This is a genomic window from Streptomyces sp. NPDC020965, from assembly GCF_044333555.1.
Taxonomy (GTDB): domain Bacteria; phylum Actinomycetota; class Actinomycetes; order Streptomycetales; family Streptomycetaceae; genus Streptomyces.
Genome location: NZ_JBIRRE010000002.1, coordinates 649,398 through 669,054, shown reverse-complemented (window position 1 = coordinate 669,054; position 19,657 = coordinate 649,398). Strand labels below are relative to the sequence as shown.

At 70.0% G+C, this 19,657-nt stretch carries 16 protein-coding genes; 2 read left to right on the top strand and 14 right to left on the bottom strand.

Features of this window, described 5'->3' with window-relative positions:
- Window positions 1–2 precede the first annotated feature (2 nt).
- Both ACH4S7_RS09870 and ACH4S7_RS09865 read left to right on the top strand, forming a co-directional pair.
- Window positions 3–1,028, top strand: a complete 1,026-nt coding sequence (locus ACH4S7_RS09870; RefSeq protein ID WP_398520584.1) for a GNAT family N-acetyltransferase — start codon at window positions 3–5, stop codon at window positions 1,026–1,028.
- A gap of 77 nt (window positions 1,029–1,105) precedes the next feature.
- A complete protein-coding gene (locus ACH4S7_RS09865) occupies window positions 1,106–1,945 on the top strand; it encodes a tetratricopeptide repeat protein (protein ID WP_398520583.1) in 840 nt (279 codons plus the stop codon).
- A gap of 626 nt (window positions 1,946–2,571) precedes the next feature.
- Here the strand turns inward: ACH4S7_RS09865 and ACH4S7_RS09860 are convergent.
- The 14 genes from ACH4S7_RS09860 to ACH4S7_RS09795 all read right to left on the bottom strand — a co-directional run bounded on the left by ACH4S7_RS09860 (window position 2,572) and on the right by ACH4S7_RS09795 (window position 19,650).
- Complete coding sequence (locus ACH4S7_RS09860; protein WP_398520582.1) at window positions 2,572–4,656, bottom strand: hypothetical protein; 2,085 nt, start codon at window positions 4,654–4,656, stop codon at window positions 2,572–2,574.
- Between the two features lie 498 nt (window positions 4,657–5,154).
- Complete coding sequence (locus ACH4S7_RS09855) at window positions 5,155–5,574, bottom strand: DUF6113 family protein (protein ID WP_398520581.1); 420 nt, start codon at window positions 5,572–5,574, stop codon at window positions 5,155–5,157.
- The gene (gene mshB / locus ACH4S7_RS09850; RefSeq protein ID WP_398520580.1) at window positions 5,571–6,587 is read right to left on the bottom strand and encodes an N-acetyl-1-D-myo-inositol-2-amino-2-deoxy-alpha-D-glucopyranoside deacetylase; all 1,017 of its coding nucleotides are present in this window, start codon (window positions 6,585–6,587) and stop codon (window positions 5,571–5,573) included. Before mshB ends, ACH4S7_RS09855 begins: the two co-directional genes overlap by 4 nt.
- A 170-nt stretch (window positions 6,588–6,757) precedes the next feature.
- The gene (locus ACH4S7_RS09845; protein WP_398520579.1) at window positions 6,758–6,952 is read right to left on the bottom strand and encodes a hypothetical protein; all 195 of its coding nucleotides are present in this window, start codon (window positions 6,950–6,952) and stop codon (window positions 6,758–6,760) included.
- Window positions 6,953–7,929: 977 nt separating this feature from the next.
- On the bottom strand, window positions 7,930–8,874 hold the full coding sequence (locus tag ACH4S7_RS09840; RefSeq protein ID WP_398520578.1) for a hypothetical protein: 945 nt from the start codon (window positions 8,872–8,874) through the stop codon (window positions 7,930–7,932).
- Window positions 8,875–9,302: 428 nt separating this feature from the next.
- Window positions 9,303–10,334 (bottom strand): ABC transporter ATP-binding protein, encoded by a 1,032-nt coding sequence (locus ACH4S7_RS09835; protein ID WP_398520577.1) that lies wholly within the window; start codon window positions 10,332–10,334, stop codon window positions 9,303–9,305.
- Window positions 10,331–11,497, bottom strand: a complete 1,167-nt coding sequence (locus ACH4S7_RS09830) for an ABC transporter ATP-binding protein (RefSeq protein ID WP_398520576.1) — start codon at window positions 11,495–11,497, stop codon at window positions 10,331–10,333. Before ACH4S7_RS09830 ends, ACH4S7_RS09835 begins: the two co-directional genes overlap by 4 nt.
- A gap of 10 nt (window positions 11,498–11,507) precedes the next feature.
- Entirely contained in the window at window positions 11,508–12,488 is a 981-nt protein-coding gene (locus tag ACH4S7_RS09825; RefSeq protein WP_398520575.1) for an ABC transporter permease, read from the bottom strand.
- Window positions 12,481–13,404 carry an ABC transporter permease gene (locus ACH4S7_RS09820; RefSeq protein ID WP_398520574.1) on the bottom strand — a complete coding sequence of 308 codons (924 nt, stop codon included), beginning with the start codon at window positions 13,402–13,404 and terminating at the stop codon, window positions 12,481–12,483. Before ACH4S7_RS09820 ends, ACH4S7_RS09825 begins: the two co-directional genes overlap by 8 nt.
- A gap of 111 nt (window positions 13,405–13,515) precedes the next feature.
- Window positions 13,516–15,144, bottom strand: coding sequence for an ABC transporter substrate-binding protein (locus ACH4S7_RS09815; RefSeq protein WP_398520573.1), 1,629 nt, complete (start codon window positions 15,142–15,144; stop codon window positions 13,516–13,518).
- A gap of 129 nt (window positions 15,145–15,273) precedes the next feature.
- Window positions 15,274–16,215 carry a GNAT family N-acetyltransferase gene (locus tag ACH4S7_RS09810; protein ID WP_398520572.1) on the bottom strand — a complete coding sequence of 314 codons (942 nt, stop codon included), beginning with the start codon at window positions 16,213–16,215 and terminating at the stop codon, window positions 15,274–15,276.
- 246 nt (window positions 16,216–16,461) lie between these two features.
- A complete protein-coding gene (locus ACH4S7_RS09805) occupies window positions 16,462–17,586 on the bottom strand; it encodes an ABC transporter ATP-binding protein (protein WP_398520571.1) in 1,125 nt (374 codons plus the stop codon).
- A 14-nt stretch (window positions 17,587–17,600) separates the two neighbouring features.
- The gene (locus ACH4S7_RS09800) at window positions 17,601–18,662 is read right to left on the bottom strand and encodes an ABC transporter ATP-binding protein (RefSeq protein ID WP_398520570.1); all 1,062 of its coding nucleotides are present in this window, start codon (window positions 18,660–18,662) and stop codon (window positions 17,601–17,603) included.
- A 10-nt stretch (window positions 18,663–18,672) separates the two neighbouring features.
- Window positions 18,673–19,650 carry an ABC transporter permease gene (locus ACH4S7_RS09795; protein WP_398520569.1) on the bottom strand — a complete coding sequence of 326 codons (978 nt, stop codon included), beginning with the start codon at window positions 19,648–19,650 and terminating at the stop codon, window positions 18,673–18,675.
- Window positions 19,651–19,657: the final 7 nt, after the last annotated feature.

The window sequence follows — 19,657 nt, the reverse complement described above, 5'->3', positions numbered from 1 at the left end:
CTGTGGAAATCACTGGTGCCGGACGGCTCGAAGTGCGTATGACACCCAAAGACGTGGGCAAACGGGTATCAATCCGGCGTCTCGCCGATACCCCGGCCCCCGGGGAGATGTTCACCGACACGGTCGGGGTTCTCACATCCTGGGACAATGGTGTGCTGGTGATCACACGCAGGACCGGAGAGACCGTCCGGATCGCGGAATCCACCCTGGTCGCGGGCAAGGTCGTACCCCCTGCGCCGGCCCGCCGCCGCGGCCCCGCGGCGGACTTCGAGGAACTCGCCCGGGTGACCGCGCGCGCCTGGCAACCCGTGGAGAGCGAACGGCTCGGCCAGTGGGAGCTGCGCGCCGCCCGCCCGGAGACGGCCGCCACCGAGCAGCGGACGGGCTTCACCCGGCGCGCGAACTCCGTACTCCCGCTGGGCGACCCCGGACTCCCGCTCGACGCGGCGCTCGACCGGGTGCGCGCCTGGTACGCGGCGCGCCACCTGCCCGCGTACGCCCAGGTGGCGACGGGCGCGACGGGAACCCAGGAAGCGCTCGCCGCCGCACTGGAGTCGCGCGGCTGGCTGCGCGAGGTCTCCGCGGACGTACGGATCGGCGGGCTCGCCCCCATCGCCGACCGGGACCCGGAGGTGGCGCGGGTCGCCCTGGCCCGCACCGTCGACGACGCCTGGCTGCGGCGCTACCAGCGGTCCGGGACGCCCGGCGCGCACATACGGAAGGTGCTGGCGAGCGGCCCCTCGGTCTGGTTCGCCTCGGTGGCGGGGGACACCGGCCCGCCCGCCGCCATCGGCCGGTGCGTGATCGACGGACGGTGGGCCGGGTTCATGGCCGTGGAGGTCGATCCCGCCCAACGGCGCCAGGGTCTCGGCACGGCGGTGATGACGGCCCTCGCCCGACGCGCGCTGGAGGAGGGCGCGTCGGCGGCGTGGCTCCAGGTCGAGGCGGACAATGAGGGAGCGCGGGCGCTCTACGACGACATGGGGTTCCGGACCCATCACCAGTACCACCACTTCCTGGCCCCGTAGCCGGGAAGGACACCGCGCGCGACCGGACCGTGGCACTCCGGATGACCGGAGTACGGAGAGACGGGTACGAGTGGCACATGCACGACGATTCCACTGACCGGCGACTGCGATTCGCGGAGGAGGCGCGCTCCGAGCAGCCCGACCTCTCGCTGCTCTGCCTGCTCATCGGCGCGGTCGCCGACCCCGCACTGGATCAGGCGGGTACGGACGCCGCCCAGATCGAACTGGACCGGCTCGCCGGACTCCTCCCGTACGGCACCAAGAGCCCGCGCGACTGGGCGACGGCACTGGCGGGCCTGCTCGGTGAGCAGGAGGACTTCCGGGGCACCCCCGGGGACTACCAGCGCCTTGAGTCCTCCCTGCTGCACGAGGTACTACGGCGCAAGCGCGGACTGCCGATCCTGCTGTCGGTGGTCTGGATCGAGGTGGCCCGACGGGCGGGCGCGCCGGTGTACGGGGTGGCGCTGCCGGGGCACTTCGTCATTGGCTTCGGCGACCCGGACCGCCCCGGCGAACAGGTGCTCGCGGACCCGTTCGCCGGCGGCCGGCTGCTGACCGGCTCCGAGGCGGAACTCCTGGTGACGGGAGCGACGGGCGCACCGCTCGACCCCTCGATGCTGACGCCGGCACCCGCGCTGGAGGTGGTGGTGCGGATACTGAACAACATCCGCGCCTGGGCGGCGATCCGCCCGGAACAGTCGGCGGTGGCCCTCTGGTCGGTCGACCTCTCCCTGCTGCTGCCCTCGCACCCGGCACGGCTGCGCTACGAACGGGCGCAGCTACTCGTACGGCGGGGCGACTTCCTGGCGGGGGCGGCCGAGCTGGACGCGTACGCCGACGTCCTGGCGACGGTGGAGCCGTCGACGGCGGAGGCGGTCAGGGGCCGGGCGCGGGCGGCCCGGGCGATGCTGAACTGACGCGGGCGGGGGCGAGGGCGGCGGCCGCGCGGGGCGATGCGGGCGTGGACTCGGGGCGGCCGACGCGGGGCAGGGCGTCGCGGGGCGACCAAGCTCCGGGGGAACGCCCCCGCGAAGTCCGACGCCTGGACCCCCTGCTACCGCTGGAGGTGCCCCGGACGAGCCGTACGCGACGCCCCTCCAAGAACGCCACAGACGCCACAGGCCCCCCGGCGGAGTACCTACGAGCCGGCAGCGGCACAGGCAACGCAGGAGGCGTCCGGGCGCGGAGGGCCCGTGCGGGCTGCGCAGGGGGCTCGGCACCGCTCCGGCGAGTGAGCTGAAGGACCTTGCCCGTACCGAAACGAAGGCCGGAGCCACCTGACTGCGAGAGCCGAGGGCCCGTACGGGCGGCAAGAGGGGAACACGCAACGCCCCTCCGGCGACTGAGCCGGAGGGGCGTTGCGTGCTGAGCGTGGGCCCCGGCGCCCCCTTGGCGAGTGAGCCGAAGGGGCGCGCGGGTGCCGAAAGGGAGGGTCCGACGCGACCCCGGGCGGTCCCGAGGTACGAGGGATCGAGCACGATCGACCGTCGGGACACGCTTAAAGCGCCCCGGAGGCGAACCGAGCCCCCAAAAGAGAGGCGTCCTACTGCACGTTGAGGTCGATCTTCACCGTGCGCTCGTCGTTCGTCGTCCCCCGCAGCGCGTCCCGCATCGCCTGGGCGACGTCGCCCGCGCTGAGCTGGTGCTGCTTACCGTCCCCCTTGGTGATCATCACACCGTCGAAGACGCCTTCGAGGAGCTCTTCGATCTCCTTCTTGTTGTAGACCTCCACGAGCCTGCCGTCGATCGCCTTCATCGAAAGGATCCTCGGCAGGGACCGGACGGGTCCGAACTCGATCTCCCGGCCGCCCGCCTGGATCAGGATCCCGTCGGACATCGCCGGCTCGGCGAACTCCTTCATCGCCCGGTCCAGCTCGGCCTGGGTGATGGTGGGCTCGCGGGTGGCGACGGGCAGCTCGATCGCGTTCGGCTTGCCGGTCTCGACCTGGGCGCGATAGGCGTCCTTGACCGCGGTCATCGACTGGTCCACATCGAGCGACTGACCCGATTTGCCCGGCACCGCGACGGCCTTGCCCGGCACGAACTTGATCGTGCCGTCGACCGCCGAACCGGAGGTGCCTGCCAGGTCCGTCAGTGCGACGCTCAGCTTCTCCTCGTCGACGACGATCACCGGTTCGGCGACCCGCTCGCCGCCGAAGAGGGAACCGATCACCGAGACGGGGTTGTAGTCGCTGCCCGCCGCGCCGCGCACGGTGGCCTGGCTGTCCAGCGAGAGACCCGCCTTGTCCGGCGCGAGCTGTTCTTCCTTGTCGCCGACGGCGAGCCGCAGCGGCGCGGCCGCCCGCTTACCGAAGGCGTCCTGGAGCTTGATGACCGCTTGTTCCTTGGTGCCGCCGCCGATGTCGACGCCGAGGACGGTGGTGCTCTTGGGGACCTCGGAGTGGTTCATCAACAGCCCGGCGCCGTACGCCACGCCGACGAGACCGACCACGCCGACGCCCAGCAGGACCAGCTTGGAGCGGCCCTTCTTCTTGGCGGGCGGCGGAGCGGGACGTCCGGCCGGGGCAGGGGCGGGGGCGGGGGCGGCGCTCTCGCCCGGAGCGGAGATCACGGGCCCGCCGCTGCCGGGGCCACCCGGGAAGTCGGCACCGGCGCGCGGGCCACCGGGTCCGCCCTGGGGCGGGAAGGGGGACCGCTGCTCGGGCGGGACCACGGGGATGCCGCTGGTGAGCGTCTCGCCCGAGACATGCCCTCCGGCGCCGGGCGCGGCGGCCGGGTCGGGAATGGGCCGCTGCGGAGTCAGTATGGCGGTGTCGTCGGAGAGCCGGGGCGCTCCGCCGCCGGGCCGTCCCTGACCGGGCGTCGCCGCCTGCCCGGGGGCCTGCGGATGGCCAGGAGCCTGTGCCTGACCAGGGCCCTGCGGATGCGCGGGGGCCTGCGGATGGCCCTTGGCCGGCACCTGGCCCTGACTGCCCTGGCCCTGGCCACGCTGGTCCTGACCGGCGTGGCGCTGGCCCTGGCCGGGGGTCTGCCCCTGCCCGGCAGCCCGGGCGTGGCCGGGCGCGCCGGGCGCGGCCGGGCCACCACCCGGAGTACCCGGAGCACCAGGAAGGCCCTGGCCGGTACCGAGGTCGTCCCGCACCGGGGCACCCGGCTGCTGACGGATCGGCATGGTGCCCTGGGCGGGCCCCGCCGTCCGGCCACCGGGTCCACCCGGTCCGTTCTGACCACCCTGGCCGCCCGGCGGGCGGGCCCCCGGCACGGGCGGGCCGCCGTGGGTTCCCGGGGGGAACCCGGTCGCCCCGGCAGGCGCCGACTGGCCGGCCTGGGCCGGATCGTTCGAGGGGGTCCCGGCGGCGGGGGCGTCGGCCGCGCCGACGCCCGGGACGGCGATCCCGGCGCCGTTCGTGCCCGACTTGCGCGGAGCGAACCAGTCGCTCGACGGCGGCTTGTCGCCCGGCTGTCCGAGCCGCGCGGGCTGTCCGGTGCGCGGGTCGATCACGGGCGCGTGGGTGGGCGCGGGCGCGGCGGCCCGTGCGGCCCCCGGCCGGTCGGGCCCGCCGAGGCCGTCGATGATGGGCATCGCGGCCGTACGCTCCGGATCCGTCTCCGGCGTGGCACCGGCACCGGCCGGGTCCGCGGCGGGCGCCGGGTCCACTTCGTTCATGGGTTTACGCATCACGACGGGCGGGATCGGCCGCGATCCCGGAATGTTGATCCGGATACGCGTCGTCAGCGTCGTCTCCGTCTTGGGCTCGGGTCTGGCCGGCTTCGGCTCACGCCCGGCACCGGCCGCCGCCCCGTCGGGAGCGTCCTGCGTCGGATGCAGCGACGGATTCTGGCGCGATCCGTACGGCGGGGTCCCCGAGGGGTACGCGGCTCCACCGCGCCCCTGGGGCCCGGAGGACGAACTGTCAGTTTCACGACTCAAAGCAGGTTCTCCCGGTTGGCTTCGCCGCCCGTTTCTTACTGGATAGCTACTGCTGTGGGCGGCTCGGCGGCGCGCACCACCATACTGGCCGCCACCGTCACTCACCCCGTGACTGCGGAAAGCGTCATTCCGTTGACCGTACGGGCATGGTCAGTTCGAGGGTCTCGCACCCTCCGTGGCGACCCACATTAGAGGTCCGCCGCCGCTGCCGCTCGCCAGGGTGCGACAGAATCCCTACCCATCAAGTCGGTCGGAGCGTCCGCCCGGTTGCTCGGGCCGCACCAAGGTGGCGGACATCACAGCGACGGCCATCCCTCCGAGCATGAAGACGAGCGGACCGATCCCGGCCGCGAAGGTGCCATCGCCCTCGGGTCGGCCCAGGCTCAGCACCACGATCGCGACCAGCCAACCGGCCGCGGCGAACCAGGCTCCGGCCTGCGTCCCGGTCGCCCTGGCGGCGCCGTAGAAGAGTCCGGCCGAGCCGGCGAGGGCGAGCAGCAACCCTCCGGGGGGCCAGGCGGCTTGGACCAGTGAGCCCGCGGTGCCGACGATCGCGCCGAAGAGCGCCAGTCCGGTGTACGCGGCGATCCTGCCGGGCTTCGCGAGCTTCGGCCGGCTGGTCAGCCAGGCCCCCGGGGCGTTCGATGCGCTCACGCGGTGGCTCCCTCAGTGCTGTCGGTGCTGTTGGTGCTGTTGGTGCCTGTGTTCCCGGCGATCCCGGTGGTATCAGTGGTGTCAGCGGCCCCGACCGCATCGGCGGCCGCTGCGATTCCGGCGAGCCCGGCGATTCCGGCGAAGAGGTCGCGCTCGCGCTCCCCGGCCGGTGCGCCCGATTCGCCCGCCACCAGTTGGTAGTACTCGGTGGCGATGATCGGCTGACCGAGATGGTTGGAGAGGGCGAAGAAGGAGCCCTTGACGGCGATTTGGGTGGCGTGGGCGCGCAGCGCGGCCGTCTTCCGCTCCGCGTACGCCGTGCCGTCGATCTCGGTGGTGATCAGTGAGTCGTCCACCACACCCGGCAGGTCGTCGATCGCGGCGACACCCGGGAAGTCGGCGGACGCCTCGGCCCGGAGCCGGGCGAAGCCCCGTTCCGCGACCGAACGCGGCACCCGGTTCCAGTAGATCTTGGCGATGCGGTGCGGCGCGCCGAGGTCGGGGCGGAAATCGGGCTCCACGGCCAGCTCGGCGGCGCGGGTGGCGACCCGGTGGGCCTGGATGTGGTCGGGGTGCCCGTATCCGCCGTCGGGGTCGTAGGTCACCAGCACCTGGGGCCGGGTGGACCGGATGATCTCCACGAGGTATCCGGCGGCGTCGTCGAGGGGAGTCCCCCAGAAGGCGTTCGGGCGCTGGTTCTGTTCGACGCCCATCATCCCGGAGTCACGAAAGCGACCGACGCCACCGAGGAATCGATGGTCGGTGACGCCCAGCTCCTTCATCGCAGCGGCCAGTTCGCCGACGCGGTAGGGGCCGAGACGGTCCTCGCGGTCCGGTGCGAGATGGGCGAGGTCCGCTGGAATGACCTCGCCCTCTTCGCCGAGAGTGCAGGTCACCAGGGTGACCTGAGCGCCGACGGCGGCATACCGGGCCATCGTCGCGCCATTGTTGATCGACTCGTCGTCCGGGTGCGCGTGCACCAGGAGCAGACGACGGTCGGGGAGATCCTTCATGCGGACAGCCTACGAGCCGAGGCCGCACCGCCGCGCTACAACATGAGGTCGCCCATCCCGGTCACCATCATCACTGATGCCTATGATGTAACCGAAAGCCCTCCATGTCCCTTATGCGCTTGATGTCTTCCGCGTCCCCGATCGGTGGATGCGGAACCCATCGGGCGCCGTCAGAACTTGAAGTCGCTGATCATCCCGGCCACGTTCGAGGTCAGGTCGGTGATCGTGGGAGCGATGGACGAGCTTGCGAGATAGAAACCGAGCAACACGCAGACCGCCGCATGTCCACCCTTGAGCCCGGACTTCCGGATCAGCAGGAAGACGACGATCGCCAGCAGCAGCACCGCCGAAATGGAGAGTGCCACGGCGGTTCACCTCCACAGATATTCGGTCGGGACAGGCAGGTCGCATGTGCCAGGTGGTTCCTACCCACCTTGCGCTACGGATCATAACTATCCGTACGAACGCATTGATCGGTGCACAGCAGCACACGGGGGCGCACGACCGCCAGGTTCGGCCGTATCACCACGGGGCCGCAGCTCTCCTTCCCACGTCAGTACGCCCGGACACAGCGCTTCGGCCTGGGCGCACCCCGCTTTCTCATCGTCCCGCCCGGCGGCCCCCGGTTGGTCCTCATCCGGTCATACTCGGCGGCCGATCCATGAGGGTGCCCGCGGATGTCGGGACTTGACGCGGTGGCCACGCGCCCCCGGGAGCCGGGAGCAATCGATCCGGCCGTTCCGCTCGGCGGGAAGGACGAACGCCCGTCCCCCACCACCCCGAACGGTGCACGTGCGGAGGTGAGCGGGCGCCGTTCCCCGTACCCCCGTCGGTGCCGGACGCTCGTGCCTCCGTGGGGCCACCCGGTCGGGCACGGAGGCCACGCCACCCCTCGCACAGGGGCGTGACCAGCGGACACGGCGCCGTATCGCGGTGGCCCTGGAGACGGAGGCGCAGCGGACGGCCCCGGTGGACGAGGTCTCAGTTTGGCTGGAACTTTTCCCTGGCATATTGACCCGGCACTCGACGGGCGGACGGCGCCTATCGCGGACGGCGGCGGCGCCCGCGCGGGACATCGGCGTGGACGCTCGGCCGCGAGGGCACTGGTCGGGGCGGCTGCCCACCTCCCCGCGCGACTCCGCATCGATGCGTACGGCATCCCGCTCCCGGCGATGTCCGACGGGAGACGGTGGAGCCCCGAAATTCGGCTCGATCCAGGTGTATCGGTTCAACGGGTTGGGTAGGGGGTGGCGTTCGGTGGGGAAGCGGGTTCGAGCGGACCGGGGGTGCGCATCGGCGGGGCGACGGAGCGGTCGATCCCGCCGCCTGAGCACGGCGGGCACTACCAGCCGGGCGGGCGGGACGAAGGGGGCGGCGGGCCCAGCGCCCGTGGCCGGGGCGCCGGCCTGGTCATCGGCTCCCGGCTCGTACCGCCCCCCAGCAACAGGAGCACCAGGGCGCCCGCCACCAACTCCAGCCCCCATGACGCCACCAGGAGCCGGTCCCCCGCACCCAACTCACCCCATCGCCAGACGAGTTCATTGCGGACCGAGAGGTCCATCCCGCGTATCCCGGCACCCAGCACGAACAGCCCCGCCACCAGCCCGAGCGGTCGCACCGCGCCCAGCGCCGAGACCGCGGCGAGCAGGGCGATCATCACGGCCAGCCACCCCGGGGGGACGCCGAGCAGGGGCAGGGTGACCGACTCGCCCCCGGTGAAACGCTCGGTGAACGTGTCGGGGGCGAGCATCGCCGTATGGATCTCCCAGCCGGTCAGCACCCCCGCCGACGCGCCCAGCGCGATCGAGGCGAGGAGCGGGACCCGTGCGTCCGGCCGGCCGGAGAGCGTTCGCCGGCCGCCCGCCACCGCGGTGATCAGCAGACCGACCCCGAGACCCAGCGAGGCGAAGGTCGCGTACAACGCGCTCGTCCGCAGGTCGTCCGTGGTCCTCGGGCCCATCCAGGAGGAGCTGAGCACCCACAGCCCCGGGACCCGTAACGCGAGGGTGATCACCCCGGCGGCCGCCAGCGCCCCCGCGGTGAGCGTCGGCCGGAGCGCGGCGGCGAAGGCGGTCCCGTACACGGCGAGGAGGAGGGGGTCAGCGAGGGTGGTCGTCAGTGATGGCGCGCCGGTGTCACTGGTCCAGAAGCGCCAGAGTTCGAGCGGATCGTCCAGCGCGGCGAGATCGTGGACGATCCATCCGGCCACGATCGCCGCGAGCGCGGCGCACTGCGCCGCTCCCGTGATCCTGGCACCCGCCGTCAGACTCACGCTCGTAAGAGTCACGCTGTGATCCTGCAACGGTACGGACGGGTGAACAAGGGCCTCGACACACCCCCTCGCGACGGCCGGTGGACAGGGGCGCCGGTGGGTGCGGGCGGTCCCCCCGGCAGTCGAAAGTCAGCTCGATCAAGGGTCTGGCGGGCGAACGGTCGGGGAGCATCCGGCACGCCCCCCGACCGGCCCACGGCACCCGCACGGGCCGTGCGTTCCGCAGCCTGGCGCGCCCGTGTATCGGAATCGCGACGGCCGTATTGCCCCCGCGTGAACCCGGGCCGCGTGAACTCGGGGCGGGCCGGCCAGGGGCCGCGTACAACCGATGCCGCGTACAACCGGAGTCACGTACAACCGGGCCGCGTACAACCGGAGTCACGTACATCCGGAGCCCGCGTACAACAGAGCCGCGTACAACCGGGACCAGGCGCCCCCTGCGGTCACTCCAGCGGCGGGACCACCTGCTTCTCCTCCGCGAAGTGGCAGGCGGACGGATGCTTCGCCGGTCCCTGCCAGATCCGGAATTCGGCCGGCACCTCCAGCAGCGGTACCTCCAGTTCGCACCGTTCCCGCGCCTTCCAGCAGCGGGTGCGGAACCGACAGCCGGAGGGGATGTGCGCCGGTGAGGGGACGTCGCCGCCGAGGATGATCCGCTCGCGGTGCTCGCGCGCCTCCGGGTCCGGCACCGGCACCGCCGAGAGCAGGGCCTGTGTGTAGGGATGCGTGGGGTGGTCGTAGATCTCGTCGTCCCGGCCCAGCTCCAGCACCCGCCCCAGATACATCACCCCGACCCGGTCGGAGATGTGCCGGACGATCGAGAGGTCGTGGGCGATAAAGACATAGCTGAGCCCGAACTCGCTCTGTAGTCCGGCCATCAGATTGATGACCTGGGCCTGGACCGAGACGTCGAGCGCCGACACCGGCTCGTCCGCGACGATGATCTCCGGCTGGAGCGCGAGCCCGCGCGCGATGCCGATGCGTTGGCGCTGGCCGCCGCTGAACTGGTGCGGATAGCGGTTGATGTACTCGGGGTTGAGCCCGACCACATCGAGCAGCTCCTGCACCCTGCGGCGCCGGTCGCCCTTGGGCGCCACCTCCGGGTGGATGTCGTACGGCTCACCGATGATGTCGCCGACCGTCATCCGCGGGTTGAGCGAGGTGTACGGGTCCTGGAACACCATCTGGATGTTCCGGCGGACGGTTTTGAGGGCGCGGCCCGACAGCCGGGTGATGTCCTCGCCCTTGTAGCGGATCGTCCCGGCCGTCGGCCGCTCCAGATGGACCAGCATCTTGGCGAGGGTGGATTTCCCGCACCCCGACTCGCCCACGATGCCGAGCGTCTCGCCGGTCAGCAGATCGAGGTCGACGCCGTCCACCGCCCGGACCGCCCCGATCTGCTTCTTGAAGAGGACACCGCGGGTGAGGGGATAGTGCTTGTGCAGACCGCGGACTTCGAGGATCGCCTCCGTCATCGGACGTCTCCCCGCCCGGCGCCGGGGGTCTCCGGCGGTTCCTGTTCACCGGGCTGCCGCGCACCGGACTCCTGTGCACGGCTGCCTCCGCCCGGATCGCCCGGGTCGCCCGGGTCGCCCGGGTCGCCCGGGTCGGGCGCGTCACCCGGGTCGCGCGGAGGGGCCGCCTCCGGGCCCTGGCTCCGGGGTGCCTGGTCCAGGGTCTGCTGCCAGAAGTGGCAGGCGCTCCCCCGCTCCGGCGACACCTCGTACAACGGCGGCTCGTCCGTCCGGCAGATGTCGCGCGCGATCGGACAGCGCGGGTGGAAGGCGCAGCCCGGGGGGATGTGCATCAGATTGGGCGGCAGGCCCTTGATCGCGTACAGCTCCCCGCCCTTCTGGTCGAGGCGCGGGATCGACTCCAGCAGGCCCCGGGTGTACGGATGGGCGGGGGCCTTGTAGATGTCGTGGACGGGCGCGGTCTCCACGATCCGTCCGGCGTACATGACCGCGATCCGGTCGGCGACATCGGCGACCACGCCGAGGTCGTGGGTGATCAGGATCAGCCCCATGTTCAGCTCGCGCTGGAGGGTGGCGAGCAGCTCCATCACCTGGGCCTGCACGGTGACGTCGAGTGCGGTGGTGGGTTCGTCGGCGATGATCAGGGCGGGTTCCAGGGCCAGCGCCATGGCGATCATGATGCGTTGGCGCATTCCTCCGGAGAACTGGTGCGGATACTGCCGTACCCGCTCCCGTGCGCCGGGGATGCCGACCCGTTCCATCAGTTCGACGGCCTTGGCGCGGGCGTCCTTGCGGGACATGCCCCGGTGGACGGTGAACATCTCGGCGAGCTGGTCGCCGACGCTGAGCACGGGGTTGAGGGAGGACAGCGCGTCCTGGAAGACCATGGCCATCTCGGCGCCGCGGACCTTCCGCCGCTCGGCCTCGCTGAAGGTGAGCAGGTCCTTCCCCCGGAAGAGGATCTCGCCCCCGGTGATATGTCCGGGGGGTGTGTCGAGGATCCCCATGATCGCCTGGGCGGTGACGGACTTCCCGGAGCCGGATTCGCCGAGCACGGCGAGCGTCTCGCCCTCGCCGACCGTGTAGTCGACACCGTTGACGGCCCTGGCGACACCGTCCCTGGTGCGGAACTCGACCTGGAGGTCGCGGACTTCGAGCAGCATCGCGGGCTCCTCAGCGCAGCTTGGGGTCGAGGGCGTCGCGCACCGCGTCGCCGAGCATGATGAACGCCAGCACCGTGATCGCCAGCGCGCCGGCCGGCCAGAGCAGCATGTGCGGGGCGTTGCGGATGTAGGGCGAGGCGGAGGAGATGTCGATGCCCCAGGAGACGGTGGGCGGTTTCAGTCCGACGCCGAGGTAGGAGAGCGTCGCCTCCAGCGAGATGTAGGTGCCGAGGGCGATGGTGGCGACGACGATGACGGGCGCGACGGCGTTCGGCGCGATGTGCCGGAGCATCATCCGGGAGTTGGAGGCGCCGAGCGCGCGGGCGGCCTGGACGTAGTCGTTCTGCTTGACGGTGATGACCGAGCCGCGTGCGATCCGGGAGATCTGCGGCCAGCCGAGCAGCACCATGAAGCCGATGACGGGCCAGACGGTGGTGGAGTGGACGACGGAGAGGAGGACCAGACCGCCGAGGATGACGGGGATACCGAAGAAGACGTCGGTGAGCCGGGAGAGGAGCGCGTCCCAGGTCCCGCCGTAGAACCCGGCGAGTCCACCGAGGGTGGAACCGAGGAGGGCGACGCCGAGGGAGGCGCAGACGCCGACGGTGACCGAGGTCCTGGCCCCGTAGACGGTACGGGTGTAGACGTCGCAGCCCTGGCCGTTGAAGCCGAACGGGTGGCCGGGCTGGGAGCCCTCCTGGGCCTTGGCCAGATCGCACTGGAGCGGGTTGCCGGAGGCGATCAGCGACGGCCAGACCGAGATCACCAGCAGGAAGAGGATGATCAGGCCGGCCACGACGAAGACCGGATTGCGGCGCAGATCGCGCCAGGCGTCGGACCAGAGGCTGCGGGGCTTGCCGGCCGGGCCGGTGCCCAGCGGTCCGCCGGGGGTCTTCTCCAGGGTCGCGCCCTCGCTCATGGCGAGATCGACTCCCGCGCCCGCCCCGGTGGACGCGATGGCTCCCCCGTCGTCGTACTTCGGCTCAGGCATAGCGGATCCTCGGGTCGAGTACGGCGTACAACAGGTCGACCAGCAGATTGGCCACCAGGAACACCAGCACCAGCACGGTCACGAAACCGACGACGGTCTGGGTGTTCTGGCGGAGGATGCCTTGGTAGAGCTGGTAGCCGACGCCATGGATGTTGAAGATGCGCTCGGTGACGATCGCGCCGCCCATCAGCGCCCCGATATCGGTGCCGATGAAGGTGACCACCGGGATGAGGGAATTGCGCAGCAGATGACGGGTGATCACCCGGTGTCGTGGCAGTCCTTTGGCCTTGGCGGTGCGGACGTAGTCGGAGCGGGCGTTCTCGGCGATGGAGGTACGGGTCAGCCGGGTGACGTACGCGAGGGAGACGGAGGCCAGGACGAGGCCGGGGATCAGCAGTTCGTTGACCGGCGCCGCGGGTGAGACGGCGGGTTTGATGATGCCCCATTCGACGCCGAGCAGCAGTTGCAGAATGAGGCCGGTGACGAAGGTCGGTACGGAGATGACGACCAGGGTCAGGAGCAGCACGGTGGTGTCGATGGGCCGGCCGCGCCGCAATCCGGTGAGCACGCCGAGGGTGATGCCGATGACGATTTCGAAGGTGATGGCGACCAGGGTGAGCCGGATGGTGACCGGAAAGGCGGTGGCCATCAGTTCGGTGACCTGCTGGCCGTTGAAGGCGGTGCCGAAGTCTCCGGTGAAGACATGGCCCATATAGGTCAGGTACTGCTGCCACAGGGGTTTGTCGAGGCCGAATTCCTCGCGCAGCCGGGCGGCGGTCGCGGGGTCGCACTGACGCTGTCCGCACAGGCCCTGGATGGGGTCGCCCATCACATTGACCATGAGGAAGATCAGCAGGGTGGCGCCGAAGAAGACGGGGATCATCTGCAGCAGACGCCGGATCACATAACGTCCCATGAACCGCTCCGGGGGTTGGGGCCGGCCTGACGGTCTCGCTGTGTCGGACCTCCCTTATCGGATCTCGCTGTATCGGATCTCGCTGGGCCGGATCTCGCTGGGCCGGTGTCGTCAGCCGACCGTGATCTCGTTGTAGACCGGGACGCTGAACGGGTTCAGCGCGACGTTCGAGATCCGTGGCGCATATCCGGCGCTGCCGTTCTGGTACCAGAGCGGAATGGCCCCCATCTGGTCCCGTAGGACCTCTTCGGCCCGTTGGAAGGTCTCGATGGCCTTGGGGGTGTCGGTCTCGGCGTTGGCTTCGTTGACGAGCTTGTCGAATTCCGGGTTGCTCCATTTGCCGTCGTTGGACGAGGCGTTGGTGTAATACAGCGGCTGGAGGAAGTTCTGGATCAGCGGATAGTCCATCTGCCAGCCGGCCCGGAAGGGGCCCGGCATCTTGGACTGGGTGATCTGGTTGCGGAAGTCGGCGAAGGTTCCGATGGGATTGCCGACACAGGCCCGGTCGTTGCCGAGGGCGTTGTTGATGCTGTTGCAGACGGCGTCGACCCATTCCTTGTGGGAGCCGGTGTCCGCGTTGTACGAGAGTTTCATCTGGCCCCCGGGGAGGCCGCCGCCCTCGGCGATCAGCTTCTTCGCCTCGGTGGGGTTGTAGTCACAGGCGTCGCCGCAGAGGGTGTCCTTGAATCCGCCGTCCACGCCGAGTACGGGTGAGGTCCAGTCCTTCGCGGGTGTCCGTGTCTTCCGGAAGATCGTGTCGGTGATCTGCTCGCGGTTGATCGCCCGGGAGAGGCCGGTGCGGAGCTTGTTCCCGTTCGGGGTGTTCCATGCCTTGTCGTAGAACGGGAAGGCGAGGGTCTGGATGATGCCGGCCGGGGTGTTGATGTAGCGGTCGCCGAGGTCCGTCGCCACGTTCTTGAGCTGGGAGGCGGGGATGTCGTCCACGAGGTCGAGGTTCCCGGCGGTCAGATCGGTGTAGGCGGTGTTGTTGTCGGTGTAGACCCGGAGATCGACCCCGCCGTTCACGGCCTTGTCGTCGCCGGGGTAGCCGTCCCAGGTGCGGAGGGACATCTGGGAGCCCTTGGCGTACGAGTCCACGGTGTACGGGCCGTTGCCGACGGGCTTGGAGAGCCAGCCGTCGTGGTCGTCGTAGAAGGACCGGGGCAGCGGCGCGAAGGCGGCGTAGCCGAGGGTGTCGGGCCAGGTGGAGAACTTCTGGGAGAGCTTGACGGTGAAGGTCCGCTCGCCGGTGACCTTGAGTCCCGACATGGTCTGGGCGGACGGCTCGCCGGTGTCCGGGTGGACCTGGGGGTAGCCCTCGATGTAGCCGAAGAAGTAGGCGTTGCGCTGGTTGTTCTTGAGTTGGGCGCCGTAGTTCCAGGCGTCCACGAAGGACTGGGCGGTGACCTTCTCGCCGTTGCTGAAGGTCCAGCCGTCCTTGACGGTGATCGCGAAGTTGGTGGAGTCGGTGGTGTCGATCTTCTCGGCGAGCATGTCCTTGGCCTCGCCGGTCTTGGGGTCGTACCGCTTGAGTCCCCGGAAGAGCATGTCGAGGACCTTGCCACCCTGGACCTCATTGGTGTTCGCGGGCTCCAGTGGGTTCGCCGGGTCGCCCCAGGAGGCGCTCACGATCCCGCTGGCACCACTGCCCCCGCTGGCACCACCGCCTCCGCAGGCCGTCGCCGTGAGGGCGACGGCCACCGCACCTGCGATCCACGGGGCGTGCGTGGCTCCACGCATGAAGTGCCTCCTCGATCCTGGGTCTCCCTTAGGATCGAATATCACCTCAAAAGCGACCAAACCGCATACCGGCTTCGACTGTCCGGGCGAGGTTTCTAGGCCGTCGGGAGGAATCCGACGGCCAGCACGTCAGGAGGCGGCGCCGACCGGCAGGGTGACCTCCCAGGTGTCCGCGGCGAAGTGGCGGGTCATGCCGTGGGCCTCGTACAGCCGCAGCGCGCCGGTCTCGTTGCTGGTGTCGACACCCAGGCCGATGGAGTCGCGGCCGAGACCCGCGTAGACACCGAAGGCGTGCCGCAGCAGATGCCCCGCTAGGCCCCGGCCACGCACCTCCTTGCGGACGCCGAGATTGCCGACCCAGCCGTGGGCCGCCCGGTCGTTCCGGGTCACCAGGACGGCCACATCGCCGGCGCCGGCGAGCGAGCCGATCCACACCAGCGACCAGTCGAAGTCCGGGCCCAGATCGTCGAGCCACTGCCGGTAGGTGCGGGTCTGGTGGTCGAAGTGGTCGGCGAAGGTCTCCTCGACCAGCGCATGGGCGAGCCGGCGGTCCTTCTCGTCGGCGCAGTCGCGCAGGGTGAGGCCGACGGGCGGCACGGGGACGGTGTCGGCGTCCGCCGCGAGCGGCCGGGTCATGACGTTGTAGCGGCGGACGGTGGACCAGCCGCGCCCGGTGAGCAGTGAGACGTCCAGCGTGGGGCGGACGTTCAGATGCATATGGACGACGGCCCGGTCCGCGCCGTTGCCCGCCGCGCGCCGTACCGCCTGCGCCTCCATGAGGTCGAGCAGCCGTGCCCCGGCGTCCTGGTGCTCGGGCAGGATGTACTGGTCCATATCGATGCGCTCGGCACCGGAGTCGTCCCACATCAGCCCGTAACCGACCAGTGTGCCGTCCCGGAAGGCGAGCCAGGAGTTGTCCGGGAGGGCGGCCTCGGGGTGGGTCAGATCGGCCTCGACGGAGCGCGAATCGGTCTCTTCCTGGCCTATCTCGATCAGGTCCACGGCATTGAGCAGTCGGCAGATCTCTGCCGCGTCCCCGGGGACGGCGGGCCGCACGATGAGGTCATCCATCGGATCACTGTCGGGGGTCGGAGGGTGCGCACGCAACGCGTTTTCCGTACGGGGGTACGGGGCGCGTACCGGCCCGGGCGGCACCGCACCCGGCGGCGCCGGGCCACCGCGTACCGGGTGACGGGCCCGGGCGCGCGAGGCCGGCCGCCGCGCACGCGACAGGGCCCCGGGTCGCCGTCCTGGCGTCCCGGGGCCCTGTCGTACCGCTCGGTCCTCTTGTTCGTGGGCTTGTTCGTCGGCGGCGGACTACTTGCCTTCGCCGGCGACCTTCTTGCCCTCCAGCGCGGCGAGCGCCGGGTCCATCACGACGTCCTCGGTGCGCTCCGTCGTGGGGTCCTCCGGGAAGTGGCAGGCCGTCAGGTGGCCCTCACGGTTCCCGGAGATCTGCACCAGCGGCGGAGTCTCACTCGCACACTTGTCCTGCGCCTTCCAGCAACGGGTGCGGAAGGGACAGCCGGACGGCGGCATGATCGGCGAGGGGACATCGCCTTCCAGGCGGATGCGGTCCTTCTTCGCGGCGTCCACGTCGGCCTCGGGCACCGCCGACAGCAGCGCGTGCGTGTACGGGTGCCGGGGCCGGTTGTAGAGGGAGTCGCGGTCGGCGACCTCCATCACCTTGCCCAGGTACATCACGGCCACGCGCTCGGAGAAGTGCCGCACGATCGCCAGGTCGTGGGCGATGAAGAGGAAGGCGATCCCCAGCTCGTCCTGGACCTTCTGCAGGAGGTTGACGACCTGCGCCTGGATGGACACGTCCAGGGCGGAGACCGGCTCGTCCGCGACGATCAGCTTCGGCTCCAGCGCGAGTGCGCGGGCCACGCCGATGCGCTGGCGCTGGCCGCCGGAGAACTCGTGCGGGAAGCGGTTGTAGTGCTCCGGGTTGAGGCCCACGGTCTCCAGGAGCTCGCGCACCCGGTTCTCCCGTCCACCGGACGGGTTGATGCCGTTGACCTCCATCGGGCTCTTGATGATGGTGCCGACGGTTTGCCGGGGGTTCAGCGACGAGAACGGGTCCTGGAAGATCATCTGGATCTCGGACCTGATCGGCGCCAGCTGCTTGCGCCCGGCGTGCGTGATGTCCTCACCCTGGTAGGTGATCTTGCCACCGGTCGGCTCCAGGAGCCGGGTGATCAGACGGCCGGTGGTGGACTTGCCACAGCCGGACTCGCCGACGAGGCCGAGGCTCTCACCGGCGTGCACCGTGAGGTCGACACCATCGACCGCCTTGACGGCGCCGACCTGCCGCTTGATGGGGAAGCCACCGTAGATGGGGAAGTGCTTCTGCAGTCCCTCGACGGTGAGCAGTGGCTCGCCGGCTCCGGATCCGCTCGTGGTTTTCTGCTGCTTCGGCAGAGTGACGTTCTCGCTCATGTCTCTGCGTCTCCTCAGCCCAGCCGGGGCTTGATCTGATCAATGAAGATGGTCTGCTTCTGCTCCGCGGTGAGGTGGCAGGCGGCCGCCCGTCCCGAGGGGAGCGTGGGCCGGTCGCCCGAGCACCGTCCGTCGCTGACCTGGTCCTTGAAGGCACAGCGCGGGTGGAAGGCGCAGCCGGAGGGCGGGTTCAGCAGACTCGGCGGGGAGCCGGGGATCGGCGTGAGCGCCTCGTTGATGTCGCCGCCGAGACGGGGCATCGAGCTGAGCAGGCCCCAGGTGTAGGGGTGCTTGGGCGTGTGGAGCACCTCGCGGACGCTGCCGCGCTCCACCGCCCGGCCGGCGTACATCACCAGCAGGTCGTCGGCCATGTTGGCGATGACGCCCAGGTCGTGGGTGATGAAGACGATCGCCGATCCGAACTCCTGCTGGAGGTCCTTGAGCAGATCGAGGATCTGGGCCTGCACGGTCACGTCGAGAGCCGTGGTGGGCTCGTCGGCGATCAGAAGATCGGGGTCGCAGATCAGTGCCATGGCGATCATCGCGCGCTGGCGCATACCGCCGGAGAACTGGTGCGGGTAGTCGTTGAAGCGCGTCGCGGGCTGCGGGATGCCGACCTTGTCCAGCATCTCGATGGCCCGCGCCTTCGCCTCCTTCTTGGAGGCGCCGGTGTGCTTCCGGTACGGCTCGGCGATCTGGCGGCCCACGGTGTAGTACGGCGAGAGCGCCGTCAGCGGGTCCTGGAAGATCATCGCGGCCTTGTTGCCACGGATCTTCTCCAGGTCCTTCTCCGATGAGCCGACGAGCTCCTTGCCATCCAGGTAGATCTCGCCGTCGACCGCCGCGGTCTTGGAGTTGTGGAGACCGAGAATGGTCAGGTTGGTGACGGACTTGCCGGAGCCCGACTCGCCCACGATGCCCAGCGTCTTGCCGCGCTCCACGTCGAAGGAGAGGCCGTCGACCGCGTTGACGATGCCGTCCTCGGTGGAGAAGCGCACGCGCAGGTCGCGGACCGAGAGGAAGGCCCCCGGCCCGGTCGGGGCCGGTGTGTCTTCGGTCTTGGTCAGAGTGGTCACGGTCGTTCTCCTAGGCGAGGCGCACGCGCGGGTCGATGTAGGCGTAGGCGAGGTCCACGACGATGTTCAGGAGCAGGATGAAGAAGGCTCCGAACAGCATCACGCCCATGGTCAGCGGAAGGTCCTTGGTCAGCGAGGACTCCACCGCGAGACGGCCGATGCCCGCGAGGTCGAAGGTGAACTCGGTGACGACCGCACCCGCGAGCAGACCACTGAGGTCCATACCGAGGATGGTCACAATCGGAGTCAGCGAGCCGCGCCAGGCGTAGCGGAAGAATACGTAGCTCTGCTTCATGCCCTTGGCGCGCGCGGTGCGGACATGCTCTTCCTGGAGCTGTTCGATCATGGTGGAACGGGCCATACGGGTGTACTGGGCGGTGAAGATGGTCGCCATCACGGCCCAGGGGATCAGCAGTCCGACTACCCAGCCGGTCGGGTCCTCCAGGAACGGAACGTACTTGGGGTTCTCCAACCAGCCAGTGCTGTAGACGAAGAGACCAAGAACGATCGGACCCAGGAAGTAGATCTGGAACGAGCTGAGCACCATCGAGGCGCCGCTGACCACCTTGTCGACAACGGTACCGCGCTTCCAGGCGGCGAGCAGACCAGAGCCGAGGCCCAGCACCAGGAAGATCACCAGGCCACCGACGGTCAGCGACAGCGTCAGCGGGAAGCGGTCCATGATCGAGTCCCAGACGAAGTCGCCCGAGTCGAAGGACACTCCGAGGCACGGCGCCGAGCAGTAGCCCTGGGCGAAGTCACGGCCGGTCACGATGCCGGACATGAACTCCCAGAACTGGGCGGTGATGGGCTTGTCGAGCCCCATGCTCTCGCGGATGACCGCGATGTTCTCCGGCGTGCAGGTCCTGCCGCAGGAGAGTTCGGCGAAGTCCTGAGGAATCGTATAGAACAGGAAGAACGTGAACGCGCCGATCATGAACATGATGACGACGGCGCCCGTCAACCTGCGGAGGAGGAACTGAAGCATCGGGTGA